Source organism: Flavobacterium frigidum (assembly GCF_048286735.1).
Lineage (GTDB): Bacteria > Bacteroidota > Bacteroidia > Flavobacteriales > Flavobacteriaceae > Flavobacterium.
Genome location: NZ_JBLVPU010000033.1, coordinates 14208 through 28110, shown reverse-complemented (window position 1 = coordinate 28110; position 13903 = coordinate 14208). Strand labels below are relative to the sequence as shown.

General features: G+C 32.6%; 11 protein-coding genes and 1 pseudogene. 6 read left to right on the top strand and 6 right to left on the bottom strand.

Annotated elements, in window-relative coordinates; all coding sequences use genetic code 11:
* Positions 1 to 331: 331 nt before the first annotated feature.
* The 5 genes and pseudogenes from ACNQGO_RS14925 to ACNQGO_RS14910 all read right to left on the bottom strand — a co-directional run bounded on the left by ACNQGO_RS14925 (position 332) and on the right by ACNQGO_RS14910 (position 3931).
* A pseudogene (locus ACNQGO_RS14925) lies at positions 332 to 755 on the bottom strand (DUF305 domain-containing protein).
* A gap of 105 nt (positions 756 to 860) precedes the next feature.
* Positions 861 to 995: a heavy metal-binding domain-containing protein gene (locus ACNQGO_RS14920; protein WP_417947751.1), complete on the bottom strand. Its 135-nt coding sequence runs from the start codon at positions 993 to 995 to the stop codon at positions 861 to 863.
* A 171-nt stretch (positions 996 to 1166) separates the two neighbouring features.
* A complete protein-coding gene (locus tag ACNQGO_RS15410) occupies positions 1167 to 1472 on the bottom strand; it encodes a four-helix bundle copper-binding protein (RefSeq protein ID WP_470303463.1) in 306 nt (101 codons plus the stop codon).
* A gap of 584 nt (positions 1473 to 2056) precedes the next feature.
* Positions 2057 to 2353 carry a hypothetical protein gene (locus ACNQGO_RS14915; RefSeq protein ID WP_417947753.1) on the bottom strand — a complete coding sequence of 99 codons (297 nt, stop codon included), beginning with the start codon at positions 2351 to 2353 and terminating at the stop codon, positions 2057 to 2059.
* An 804-nt stretch (positions 2354 to 3157) separates the two neighbouring features.
* Complete coding sequence (locus ACNQGO_RS14910; protein WP_417947281.1) at positions 3158 to 3931, bottom strand: XRE family transcriptional regulator; 774 nt, start codon at positions 3929 to 3931, stop codon at positions 3158 to 3160.
* Positions 3932 to 4031: 100 nt separating this feature from the next.
* On the opposite strand from ACNQGO_RS14910, the gene dinB reads away from it, so the two are divergent.
* From dinB to ACNQGO_RS14895, 3 genes are all read left to right on the top strand, one after another.
* On the top strand, positions 4032 to 5192 hold the full coding sequence (dinB, locus tag ACNQGO_RS14905) for a DNA polymerase IV (RefSeq protein WP_417947279.1): 1161 nt from the start codon (positions 4032 to 4034) through the stop codon (positions 5190 to 5192).
* A 1-nt stretch (position 5193) separates the two neighbouring features.
* Positions 5194 to 8250: a DNA polymerase III subunit alpha gene (locus ACNQGO_RS14900; RefSeq protein ID WP_417947277.1), complete on the top strand. Its 3057-nt coding sequence runs from the start codon at positions 5194 to 5196 to the stop codon at positions 8248 to 8250.
* A gap of 71 nt (positions 8251 to 8321) precedes the next feature.
* Complete coding sequence (locus ACNQGO_RS14895; RefSeq protein WP_417947275.1) at positions 8322 to 8756, top strand: HipA domain-containing protein; 435 nt, start codon at positions 8322 to 8324, stop codon at positions 8754 to 8756.
* A gap of 11 nt (positions 8757 to 8767) precedes the next feature.
* Here ACNQGO_RS14895 and mnmE read toward each other — a convergent pair whose 3' ends face one another.
* Positions 8768 to 10156, bottom strand: a complete 1389-nt coding sequence (gene mnmE, locus ACNQGO_RS14890; protein WP_417985762.1) for a tRNA uridine-5-carboxymethylaminomethyl(34) synthesis GTPase MnmE — start codon at positions 10154 to 10156, stop codon at positions 8768 to 8770.
* A 177-nt stretch (positions 10157 to 10333) separates the two neighbouring features.
* Between mnmE and ACNQGO_RS14885 the strand changes: the two genes are divergently transcribed.
* The 3 genes from ACNQGO_RS14885 (at position 10334) to ACNQGO_RS14875 (ending at position 13746) form a co-directional block, all read left to right on the top strand.
* Positions 10334 to 10588 (top strand): universal stress protein, encoded by a 255-nt coding sequence (locus tag ACNQGO_RS14885; protein WP_417979455.1) that lies wholly within the window; start codon positions 10334 to 10336, stop codon positions 10586 to 10588.
* Between the two features lie 435 nt (positions 10589 to 11023).
* Positions 11024 to 11857 carry a universal stress protein gene (locus ACNQGO_RS14880; protein WP_417979457.1) on the top strand — a complete coding sequence of 278 codons (834 nt, stop codon included), beginning with the start codon at positions 11024 to 11026 and terminating at the stop codon, positions 11855 to 11857.
* A gap of 116 nt (positions 11858 to 11973) precedes the next feature.
* Positions 11974 to 13746 (top strand): MutS-related protein, encoded by a 1773-nt coding sequence (locus ACNQGO_RS14875; protein ID WP_417979459.1) that lies wholly within the window; start codon positions 11974 to 11976, stop codon positions 13744 to 13746.
* Positions 13747 to 13903: the final 157 nt, after the last annotated feature.

Genomic DNA, 13903 nt, shown 5'->3' with positions numbered 1-13903 from the left:
AGTCAAATTAAAATGAGGACATATAAAACAAAAAACACTTGCAAAAACGTTTTTGCAAGTGTTTAATTAAATATTTTTATCTAATAATCTGTATCGGTTATTCAGGACAAGACATATAATTAACCCGGTTTATCGTTTTCTTTTTTATAATTCTCAAATGTAAACATTTTGTACCATTGAATGTTATTGTAATCTCGATTCTAGCGCTTTATTTCTTTGATAGGGTCTACCAAAATTGTTTTTTTTTGAATGTTTAAAGATCTGTTTAACAAGGGTATTGTTCACGATGCTCTAGTTACAAAACCAAAACAAAAATTGCCGTCTCAGAAAATTATTTGTCGGTCTGCAACCTTTTAATAGATGCTTTTATTTCGATAATTTCTTTTCTTGTGCTTTAATAATTGCATGTGCCAACTTCCTTACTGTTGGGTCTTTTATTTGAGCTCTTTTACTTGTAATAATAGCTATTGAATGATGAGGAATCATCCCTTTCAAATACAATATATCCCCAATTAGAGTTTGAGTTTTGACCAAACTTACAGCACTTACAAAAAGAAATAGACTACCCAAAAGGATAGCAATGTTTTTTTTCTTGTTCGTGTACATAGTTATCATAAAAAGTAGCATAATTACTGCCATTATGGAGATACCTAAAAAAACATATAAAATCGGGTTACACTGAAATAAATATGGTCTTTGGCGTATGTATTAATGTACATTGTTATATACATTGCTGCAAAAGAGGCGAGCAACATCAATGCAAATTTTGTGTAGTTGTTTTTACCTTTCTACTTTCGATTCATTTTTGTGGTTGTTTTCTATTTTGTATGTTCGTATTGAATTAACATTTTAAAATATATCTATTTTTTATCTTCTGACTTTTCAGCTACGTGAACGGTCAGTTTCATACCACATTTAGAACATTTATCGTTTAAATTTCCTTGTACTTCGCGATGCATTGAACAAGAATATATTTCAGAATTCTTGTGCATCATTTTTTTTCATCATTTATCATCGAGGAATAATTGTACATCATTGTGGAATTGTCATCCATCATATGATGATTATTAATTGTTTCTTTATTTTTGGTTGTAAGAAACCACTAAAAGAGCTGATACAGTAGCCAAGATTTTATTTTTCATTTTTTTCGATTTTAGAATAGTCAATTACATTTTGCAGGCATCGGCACATTTCTTGCAAGCCTCCGCACATTTTTTACAACATTCCATATCGTGTTTACTGCACTCGTTAGCGCAATCTTCGCAACATTTTACGCATATTTCACAAAGTGCCTCAGCGAATTTTGACCCTCTGGCACATAATCTGGCACAAAGAGCACAAATGTCGGCGCAATCACGGCACAGTTTCACACATTCTTCGTGTCCCATCATTGTTAAACAATCTGTCGCACATTTTTCACATGCCGCCATGCAGGCCAAACAAGTCTCGATACTTACATTTACATTTTTCATTATACTATTTTTGAATTACAAATTAATTTATGTTTGATAAAGATAAAGTAATGGGAGCCTTTTAAAGTTTCAACATTGTTTCTATCATTTGTAAAATTTCTACTAGAAATAATTAGAATAAAATAGATTTTTGAACTGGGAATGATCGCCGAATATGGGAAAAATTGAATATGAAAAATTATGTCTAATGATTCTTTGGCAATCGTTTTTTATAAATCTTTCATTTTATAATTTTTACCGTTACGTTTTTAGTACAAAAACCAAAGGTTCTTTTTACCGAAATCGGGGAGTTTATCTCCTTTAAAGAAAGGAAATATTTGTACCACCATTTCAGAGTATTTTATAGTTACGGGTAGGTTTTGTTGTTTTACGGATTTCCAATACATACAACTGAATTGATATACTTGATCTATTAATTCTTTGATAGTTGTTCTATCATCAAAATAGTTTTCTACTGTTGAAGAAAAGGAAAGCTTGACAGGAAACGGATTGTCATTTACTACATTATCTGCTTTATATCTTATATTATTGAATAATAAATATTGATCCCAACCAATCTTAAATAAGTGCCACTTATACCAGCATTAAGTTGTACTATTGAGATCGATAGCAACATTGTCTTCTGATGTTGTTTTATTTATTGTTACGATTACAACAGGGATGTTTAAATTCAATTTGTTTAACATCTCTTTAATTTGCTCTAATTTTTTGATGCTTATTTTTTTGTAGAATTGTATAATTAGCGTTTTTGGACTTTCTCCATTATCTTCAACATATTTTAATATTTGCTTTCCAATTGTTCCTGCTAACAAATCGATTTGATTTGCGTTGAAACAATCAAATTCTTTGAACTCCCCATTATTATTGAAACAAAACCACACTAGCACCAATTTATGATTTTCTAAGTTCTACCATAGCGGTTAAAAATCCTGAAGATGAAATAGCACTGACCTTAAAGGGAAAAAAAAGTAATCTAAAAGCAACTGATTTTATAGATAACTACGGCAAGGAGAGATTACAACTCAACGAAAAAACGATAGTAAGTATTCTAGAACAAATGAAAAAAGCAACTCCTGAATGGAAGGAGTTGCTTGAAATTTCTTTTTTTACAGATGAAATGAAAGAGAAGTATTTGGAGTTGTTGGAAACTAAAGTAAAGATGTTTTTATAATTTTTACAAAAGTGATGTGATTAAGGGAATTATTCATCGCATTTTACAATGCTACATTCTAAGTGAATGTGTTATCGTCATAATTGCTATAAATATATTCACGATATCATTTTTTCAACATTTATAAATTTTAAAAAAACTTTTTTGAGTTTTTCTAGTTTTGAATGTGGAGCCAAAAAATTACAGGATTAGATATTAAAGTTTTGCCATTAGATTCTCAACCTGTTTTATGGCAGTAATTTACTCAATAGTTCCAATTTTTGAAAATTGCTCAAATTTGATGTGTTTTGAATGAATAAGATCGATTTAGGTCAAAAGGAATCTGCTGTCCAGTTCTTTTACAACTGCCAAACCCTTGATATTCATAAATTCTCGATTTAATATAGGATGAAGAGTCTTTTTCTTGCTCTTCAAAATTTTCTGATTGATGATATATGTTATTTGATTTATTAGATTGAAGACTTACAATATAATTACTTGTAGGAATGTATTATTTTTTATGAGTTTTACGTCATTATTTTCGTTGGTTAAATTCGGTACGTAAAGCTGAAAAATCTTTTCTAATTCCTTGAAGTACATCCTGAACATTCATTATACCTAAATCATTTTTGTCAAATTCCTGAGTTGCTATACTGCAAGCATAACGCCAAATTTCTAAAACACTAGAAAACATAATTTCGTAAGGATCATAAATTGGATTATCTGAATAAGCCATAACGCTAGATTCTCCTTTTTTGTACAATCTTTTGTATGACATTCCACTATTTTTTGTGATAACGATATATGTTTTTCCATCCACAATATCACTTGTACGCTCCAAATATTCTCCAACTACAAAAGAACCCTCTTTGTGTGGAGGCATAGAATCACCCGTAACAGGAAAAGCTCTATATTTTCCATTCTTTAGAAACGGTAATGAAATTCGCTGTAGACTTTCAATAAATTCTGGATCTGCATAACCAGTCAAATATCCTGCTTGAGCTTTAGTTCCAACAATTTCAATCTTATTATCCCCTTTACTATCTACAACAATAGGTAATAAGATCCTATTTTCCTCTAGTTGCAATAAATTCTCATAAGGAACCCTGCGGATATCAAATGACAACAATAAATCTATACTTACGTGAAAGTATCTAGATATTTTTTGCAAGCAATCTAAAGGTGGATCCGTAGTCCCCTCATATTTTGCGTAACGTTCCCGAGGTATTTTTAATTCATCTGCAATTTTTTGCTGAGTCATTCCGCTTTTTACACGCAGGTATCTTAGATTATCTGAAAATATAGACATATGTTAATGTGAATTTAATTCACAACAAATATAAAAATATTTGGTAATATGATTCTACTTTTGAAAAATAATATTTCACAAAAAATTAAATTACTAAAAAATGCCTAGAGCAATTGTACACATGGACTTAGACACATTTTTCGTTTCTTGCGAGCGATTAGTCAATCCCAAACTCATTGGATTACCCCTAATTATAGGTGGTAGTTCGGATCGGGGAGTGGTGGCATCTTGTTCGTATGAAGCTCGTAAATTTGGTGTTCGTTCTGCTATGCCTATAAAATATGCGTTACGCCTTTGTCCTCAAGCCGCTGTTATTAAAGGCGATATGGAGTATTATTCCAATAAATCCCATGAAGTAACGACAATTATAAAAGAAGTTGCACCAATTGTGGAAAAAGCCAGTATCGATGAATTCTATTTGGATTTAACCGGAATGGATAAGTTTTTTGGATGCTATAATTGGACTACAGAATTAGCCTCTAAAATAAGTCACGAAAGTGGTTTGCCTATCAGTTTTGCTTTATCAGTAAACAAAACCGTTTCTAAGATTGGAACTGGAGAAGCAAAACCATTTGGCAAATTAGAAATCCTAGAAACTCATGTACAGCCTTTTTTAAATCCATTACCGATACAAAAAATACCTATGTTGGGCGATGTTACTTTTCAGTTATTGTCTCGAATTGGTATTCGAAATATTCAAACATTATCGCAAATGCCTGTCACAGTTTTGCAACAAATGATCGGGAAAAACGGTATTGAGATTTGGAAAAAAGCAAACGGAATAGATAACAATCCAGTAGAACCCTATACCGAAAGAAAATCAATTTCTTCTGAACATACTTTTGACAAAGACACGACAGATATTGCTTCCATCAAATCATTGATCATTGGAATGGTTGAAAAACTAACTTTTCAGTTGCGAACCGAAGGTTTTTTAGCAGCTACCGTTGTTGTAAAAATTCGCTACAATAATTTTGATACCGAAACCAAACAACTCAAAATTCCTTATACTTCGTTCGATCATGTATTAACCCAAACAGCTATCGAATTATTCGAAAAATTATATACCCGACGTATGCGTTTGCGACTCATCGGGATCCGATTTACAGGGCTGGTTCGGGGAACTTACCAAATTAATATGTTTGAGGACACCACCGAAATGTTGTCCTTATACCAAGCCATAGACAAGATTAAAAATAGATTTGGTATTGATGCCATTTCTAGATGTTCTGGTACTATTTTAAAACAAAAAGTAAAATAAAATGTATCTCAACTGTCATTCCTATCATAGCTTACGCTATGGAACCATTCCAATAGAAGTACTTGTAGCACAAGCAAAAAGCTGTGGTGTAAATACATTGGCGTTGACCGATATTAATACCGTAACAGGAATTTATGAATTCAAGAAATTATGCGAAGAGGAAAACATAAAACCAATTGTTGGCATTGAATTTAGACAGAATAATAAACTGCTTTACATAGGCTTAGCCAAAAACCAAAAGGGAATTGGAGAAATGTGTCGCTTGCTTACCAAACACAATTTATCTAGCACAGACTTACCCTATTTTGCGCCAAATTTTGAACACGTAGTTGTGATTTATCCATCGGGAAACATTCCAGAAAACTTAAGAGATTTTGAATACATTGGCATAAAGCCTGAGGAAGTTATCAAACTTTTCAAACCAGAATGGAAGCATACTATTCCAAAAGCTATAATGCTGCAACCCGTTACGTTTAGGACCAAAAAAGAATACAATTTACATAGAATTCTAAGAGCTATTGCTAACAATACCTTGCTATCAAAACTTACTGAAGACGATACATGTAGCAAAACGGAAACACTTATTCCAGAAGATCAGCTCTTAGAAAAATATGCGAATTACCCTGAGATTATAAAAAATACTGAACTGGTGTTGGACCAATGCCACTTTGAATTTGAGTTTAAAACTTCTCGAAATAAAAAATTTTACACCAAAAGTAAAGAAGGCGATAGACTATTGCTCGAAAATTTAGCTAAAAGTGGATTAAAAAAACGATACGGAACCAATAATAAAGAGGCACAAGCCCGAGTACTCAAAGAACTAAAAGTAATCAGTGATCTAAACTTTGCAGGTTACTTTCTTATCACTTGGGATATTGTGCAGTACAGTAAAAGTCAAGGATTTATGCACGTAGGGCGGGGCAGTGGCGCCAATAGTATTGTAAGTTATTGCCTTGGTATTACAGATATTTGTCCCATAGAACTCGACCTGTATTTTGAACGATTTTTAAACGAAAATCGTAAATCTCCCCCTGACTTTGATATTGATTGGTCTTGGCGGGAGCGCAATTTTATTCTTGATTATATCTTTAAACGTTTTGATCCTAATCATGTAGCATTTTGCGGCACTAATGTCGAATTCAAATACCGATCTATTTTTAGAGAAGTCGGTAAAGTTTTTGGCTTGTCGAAAGAGGAATTAGATGGATTATCTAAAGCAAAAGGAAGACAAATAGAAAGTAATTCCATAGTTAAATATGTACAGGAGTATGGAATGATGCTCGAAAAATATCCCAATCAGCGCAGTATGCATTCTTGTGGTATTATCATTTCAGAGGAACCCATTACCAATTTTACAGCGCTTGAAATGCCACCAAAAGGGTTTCCAATCGTTCAGTTTGATATGCACGTTGCGGAAGATATTGGTTTTGAAAAATTTGATATTCTGAGTCAACGTGGTTTAGGAACCATAGATGAAGCGGTAAAAATCATAGAAAAAAACAGAGGAATTAAAGTTGATATCACTGATATTTCATTGTCTAAGAACGAAAGTAAATGCAATGAGTTGTTGAGTATTGGTAAAACACTAGGTTGTTTTTACATAGAAAGTCCCGCCATGCGTGGTTTATTACGTCGATTAAAATGCGATAATTATAAAACGCTCGTGGCTGCTTCAAGTATCATTCGCCCTGGAGTGGCCCAGAGCGGTATGATGCGTGAATACATTTTCCGCCACAATCATCCAGATCGATTTGAGTATTTTCATGAAGTTTTCAAAGAGCAGTTGGGTGAAACTTATGGTGTCATGGTCTATCAAGAAGATGTGATCAAAATAGCGTTGCATTATGCGGGCTTAGAGGCATCATACGGTGATATTTTGCGTCGTGCCATTAGCGGAAAAGGACGCTCGCTAAAAGAATTACAATCGGTGAAAGACCAATTTTTTGTTTCCTGTCAAAAAAAAGGGCATTCCTATAAATTGAGCGAAGAAGTATACCGCCAAATAGAAAGTTTTGCTGGTTATTCGTTTTGTAAAGCACATTCTGCTAGTTATGCCGTAGAGAGTTACCAAAGTTTGTATTTAAAAACCTATTTTGGAGTAGAGTTTATGGTTGCCGCTATCAATAATGGAGGTGGTTTTTATAGACCTGAAATTTACATTCATGAAGCCAAAATGAGTGGTGGCATCATTCACAATCCGTGTATCAATAAAAGTTTTTTGCAAACCACGGTTTATGGCGTTGACATTTACTTGGGTTTTATGCTGTTGAATAATTTAAATAGTGATTTTATACACAATATCGTTACAGAACGGGAGTTGAATGGTGAATACACCTCTGTAGAAAACTTTATTAATAGGATACAAACCGGATTGGAAAGCATTCAAACACTTATATTTATTGGTGCATTCAGAAGTACTGGTAAATCGAAAAGTCAATTAATTATAGAAGCCCGAATGCTTTTAGTAAACCATAAATCAACAAGCAATAATCCGCTACTTTTAGTAGAACCTTCACAAGAATTTAAATTCCCACTCATGGAACGTTCGTACCTAGAAGATGCTTATGACGAAATGGAATTATTGGGTTTTCCAGTTTCGTGTTCGCCTTTTGATCTGTTAGAAACTAATTATAAAAGTGCTGTTGTAGCTCAAAATTTGAATAATTATCTCAAAAAAGAAGTCAAACTAATCGCTTACTTGGTTTCTATTAAGCAAGTCCCTACAAAAGTAGGAATGATGTTTTTTGGCACTTGGATCGATGTAAACGGCGATTATTTTGACACGACCCATTTTCCTAAAAGTTTGATAAATTACTCTTTTAAAGGCGGTGGCTGCTATTTACTTTTGGGTATTGTAGAAGTTGATTATCATTTTCCAACCATTACTATTACCAAAATGGCTAAAATGCATTTTAAACCTGATCCGAGATATGCGAATTCTAATGCACTGCAATTTAAAGCAACCGAACAGTTGCGTGGTGATATTAGTACTACAGAACGTGCGCCGTATCCACAAGCGCATGAGATTAATATTCCAAGGGTTAGGATGATGGAGTAAATTAAATTCGTGTTGTATATTACTTTTAATTTTTTTTGACTATCAAATCCGGAATCGATGGTCAAAAGCGAATGAATAAATTAGAAAACCACTTTAATTTTACTGCTATTAAAAAAGCTGATTTTTTTAAAAGAATTCTTTTTTGTTATGTAACTGGAAATGAAGACATGCATTTGAAAAATTTTTCGCTAATTATCAAAAATGGAAAAACAGCACTGGCACCTATTTATGATTTTCTAAATTCTACCATAACGATTAAAAATCCAGCAGCCGAAATTGCACTGACCTTAAAGGGAAAAAAAAGTAATTTAAAAGCAGTTGATTTTGTAGATTACTATGGCAAGGAAAGATTACAACTCAACGAAAAAACAATAGCAAGTATTCTCGAACAAATGAAAAAAGCAACTCCTGAATGGAAGGAGCTGCTTGAAATTTCTTTTCTTTCAGATGATATGAAAGAGAAGTATTTGGAATTACTAAAGTATAAGCTAAGTTTATTTTCGTAAAAAATTTCTTTCTATTTTCCAATACAGAAATTAGCAAAAATATTACCCAACAATTCGTCATTGGTTACTTGTCCGGTTATCATTCCGAAATGGTATAAGGCCTCTCGGATGTCTAGAGCCATTAAATCGCTAGACAAGTTGGTTTCGAGACCGTATTTTACCTTTGTAATTTCTTCAAGTGCATTAAGTAACGAATCGTAATGCCTAGTATTAGTCACGATGGTTTCGTTATTGCGTAAGGCGCCAGTATTGACAAAGGAGAGTAATTGATTCTTTAAATCCTCAACTCCCAGTTTTTCTTTGGCAGAAATAAGTACGATTTCGGGAATTTCATTTCTTAAATTAATAATTTCTATTTCTTCTAATTTATCGGCTTTGTTACCAATTATTACAAGAGGTTTCAACGGAAATTGATTCTTAATTTTTTCTAGTTCTACCTTTAACTTTAAACCTGAAACTTTAAACTCAGAACTGTCAAAAAGAAAAACGACTACTTGCGCTTGTTCGATTTTTTCGAATGTTTTTTTGATACCAATACTTTCTACGACATCTTCCGTTTCTCTAATTCCTGCGGTATCGATGAATCGGAAACCAATTCCGTCAATGACCAATTCATCTTCTATGGTGTCACGTGTTGTTCCTGCAATTTCCGAAACGATGGCACGTTCTTCATTAAGTAAAGCGTTCAATAGGGTTGATTTTCCCACATTTGGTTCACCCACAATAGCTACTGGAATTCCGTTTTTAATAACATTTCCCACAGCAAACGAGTCAATCAAACGTTTCAATACAAACTCAATCCTATTTAACAATTCGTGAAATTGAGTTCTATCAGCAAATTCAACATCTTCTTCGGCAAAGTCTAATTCGAGTTCTATCAGCGAAGCAAAATTCAACAGTTCTTCTCTTAGTTTGGCAATTTCATTACTAAAACCACCACGCATTTGCTGCATCGCAATTTGGTGGCTAGCCTCATTGTCTGAAGAAATCAAATCGGCAACAGCTTCGGCTTGCGACAAATCCAGTTTTCCATTTAAGAATGCGCGCAAGGTAAATTCACCGGCATCAGCCATGCGGCAACCTTTTCGAAGTAACAACTGAATTATTTGCTGTTGGATATATGTAGAACCGTGACATGAAATTTCAATTGTATTTTCGCCAGTATACGAATTAGGTCCTTTAAAAATAGAAATTAAAACTTCATCCAAAGTTTTATTATTGTCCATAATATGTCCTAAATGTAACGTATGCGTTTTTTGGGTTGTTAATTCTTTGTTTTTTATGGATTTAAAAACAGAATTTCCTATTGCAATGGCATCTTGTCCAGAAATTCGAATTACTGCAATAGCACCCGCACCAGAGGGAGTTGCTAGTGCTACTATGGAATCTTGAGGTATCATATTTAAATTCAATTTGATGCAAAAGTAAGCAAAATTGACATGGCTACAAGACTGGCTTATTAAACCATTGACTTTATTTTTTGTTAAAAATTAGCCAAAGTGATAATTATCATTCTGTTTTGTATTTCGTTTTGTAAATTTATATAAATAATTGATTTTCAATAATATAATAGTTTTATGAAAAAGATTCTATTTCCTACTGACTTTTCAGAAGTGTCTAGAAACGCGTTTATTTACGCATTAAAATTGGCAGAATTCATGAACGCCGAAATAGTTACAATGCATGTGTATCAATTGCCACAAGCCAATTATGTTAATATATCGGAGTATTTAAATGAAATGTACGATGTAACAGAACTAAGTAATTTTGAAAACTATAAAGATGAAGTTTTGGCAATACCGGAGCACTGTAGATATTATCCTATCAAATAAATACTGTTTATTACGCAATACAAACCGGAGGATACGGGTTCTTTTATAAGAGTTCTTTTTTTAGCCAAAATATTTCAAGCACCTATTGATTGCCTGCATATATCGTCTCCGCAACATGAAATTAAAGATGAAAGCAGAGAAGATTGGAAGGTTTTAGTAGAAAGCAATGAAGTTACATTTCACTCTATCAAAGGAGAAGATGTGGAAGGAATTATTTTAAATTTTATCGATTTGCATAAAATTAATTTGATAGCAATGCATGCGCATCACAGAAATTTCTTTGATAAACTTTTCGAAATCAGTCTTTCAAAAAAATTAGCATTTCACATCAATGTACCAATTTTAGCGATTCATGAATAAAATTAATTCTGATTTGAATACTCAAAAAATACTCAAAATTTATTAGTAAATGAATCCTTTAAAAGAATAGTACAAATGAAAAAAATTCTCTTTCCAACCGATTTTTCTACAGTAGCTACAAATGCTTTTGTACATGCTTTAGAATTTGCAAAAATAGTTCATGGGGAACTTGTTTTATTGCACAGCTTTGAGCTGCCAATTTATGACAATCAGTTTTTTCCTGAAAATTACGCGGTCCTTTACGATTCATTAGCGTTAGCGAAATTTGACATGTTTAAAGATGAAATCCCAAAATTGCGAGCCATAGCAGAAGAACGTTATCTTGATAAAATAAAAATGTCTCATAGATTAATGGATGGGGATTTACTTAATAATATTAAAAAATGTATCAAAGAAGATAAAATAGATTTTGTCATAATGGGAACTGCTGGAGCCACGGGATGGGATACTTTTTTTATGGGTACCAATACAGGTTCTGTAATTTCTGGAATAGATGTTCCTATGTTTTGTATCCCTATAGAAGCCAAATTCAAGAAAATTGAAGTTATCGGATTCACAACTCGTTTTAGAACCAAAGACAAAACAGCATTAAAAATGGTTCTCCATTTAGCAAAAAATGCTGGTGCTATTGTGAAATGTTTGTATGTAAAAACGAGCGAATCAGATGTTACAAAAGTAACCATACAAGAATGGGAAGATGAATTTATTGCAGAACCTCTTCATTTTTTTATAGTCAATAGCAATGAGGTTCAGGAAAGTATTATTGATTTTATAAACTATAAAGAAGTAGATGTGTTGACCATGTTGCCCTATAAAAGAGGTTTTTTTGAAAGTATTTTTAATCCAAGCTTGACAAAAAAAATAGCAACACATTTTGATATTCCTATTTTAACCATTCCAATTGCTTGATTATAGGAGTTTAAGCAATAGTACTGCATATCGTGCTTAATGGCAGCTCCAATAGCTATTGATTTAAAGATCATAGCGCAATCTATTTCGTATATTTGTAATTCATCAAAATCAATATGGAAATATATCAGGAGAAAAAAGCACGATTTATATCAAAAGTAACGGCAATCAACAAAAAGTATAATAGCATTAGTATATTACGATTAATTGCCATTGCTCTTTTTGTTGTTTCCAGTTATTATTATATACAAAACAGTGAGGTTGTATTTCTTGTTGTTGCCGTTTGCTTGTTTATAACTTTTATTGTTCTAATGCGTTTCCACACAACATTAGCGTTCAAAAGAAAACTCCATCAAAGTTTAGTAACAATCAATGAAAATGAAATAGCGTATTTAAAAAGAGATAAAATTCCTTTTGAAGATGGGCTGGAATTTATTGATTTTCAACATCCTTACGCCTATGATTTAGATATTTTTGGAGAACATTCATTGTTTCAAAACTGTAATAGAACGGCCACTTATGTTGGTAAAAAGAGATTAGCAAACCAATTGTTGACACTTTTGTCAAAGGATCAAATTATAGATAATCAACAAGCAATCAAGGAATTATCCGAAAAATTAGATTGGCGTCAGGAATTTTTGGCTTACGCCAAAGTAGGAAATGATAATAGATCAAATTTTGAAACCTTGCTCAAGTGGACTACTTTCAATAGTATTCCGTTATCCAAGTCAAGCGTATACATTTCTTATGTATCACCAATGCTTTTTCTGGGATTTGTGATTGCGTATATTGTATCTTCAAATCTTGTTTACGCTTCAATTTTATCGTATTTATTTGTAATCAACTTAATAATTTTAGGCAGATTTATCAAGCGAATTCAATGCGAAATAGCTAATTCTACTGCAATTGATAAAACCATTCACCAATATAGTTTGCTTTTACAAAAAATAGAATACGAAAGTTTTAAGTCTGAAAAACTAGTTGCTTTACAGAAAAAACTAAAATTCAAGAAAGAAAATGCAAGTATTCATTTGAAACATTTAGCTGACTTGTTTTCAAGAATGGATAGCATTTCAAATTTCGTCACTGCTATCGTTTTTAATGGAACTTTTTTATTTAATCTTCATGTATTAAAATCGCTAATTCAATGGAAAAATGATCATGCCGAGGTACTTGAGGAATGGCTCAATGTTATAGGCGAATTTGAAATGCTGAATAGTTTGGCCAACATGTCCTATAACAACCCCGACTTTGTATTCCCAACTTTAAATGAAAATTTTGAAGTTGATTTTACAGATTTAAGTCACCCGTTATTAAATCCTAAAAGCAGAATAGGCAATAATGTACATTTTCAACCACAATCCTTTATGATTTTAACGGGTTCAAATATGTCAGGTAAAAGTACTTTTTTGAGAAGTTTAGGAATTAATATGGTTTTATCTGGAATAGGTTCGCCTGTTTGTGCAAGCCAAGCGAATGTGCATCCGTTACCCGTTTTGGTTTCGATGCGATTATCCGATTCGTTGTCCGATAGTGAATCGTATTTCTTTGCTGAAATAAAGCGCCTAAAGCAAATCATGGACGAGCTCGAAAATAGACCTGCATTTGTTTTATTGGACGAAATATTGCGCGGAACAAACTCTGATGATAAACGAAATGGAACAATTGAAGTAGTCAAAAAAGTGATTGCTAAAAAAGCAATTGGAGCCATTGCAACGCATGATATAGAAGTTTGCTTGACAACAAATGAATATCCAAATATACTAACCAATAAATGCTTTGAAGTAGAGATTGTCGATAATGAACTCCATTTTGATTACAAATTACACGATGGAATTTGTAAAAATAGAAGTGCTACTTTTTTAATGAAAAAAATGGGAGTGATTTAGTTTAAATTAATAGACTTTTTAGATTTCACACTAATTATATCGATGTGCGTTTTGTCTTTGCGAGGAACGAAGCAAACCCACTAACGCAAGCAGCCGGAATGAATCATCGAAAAGGAAAACACAATGAAATTTGGCCTTGTTTAGAATAACATAAAAT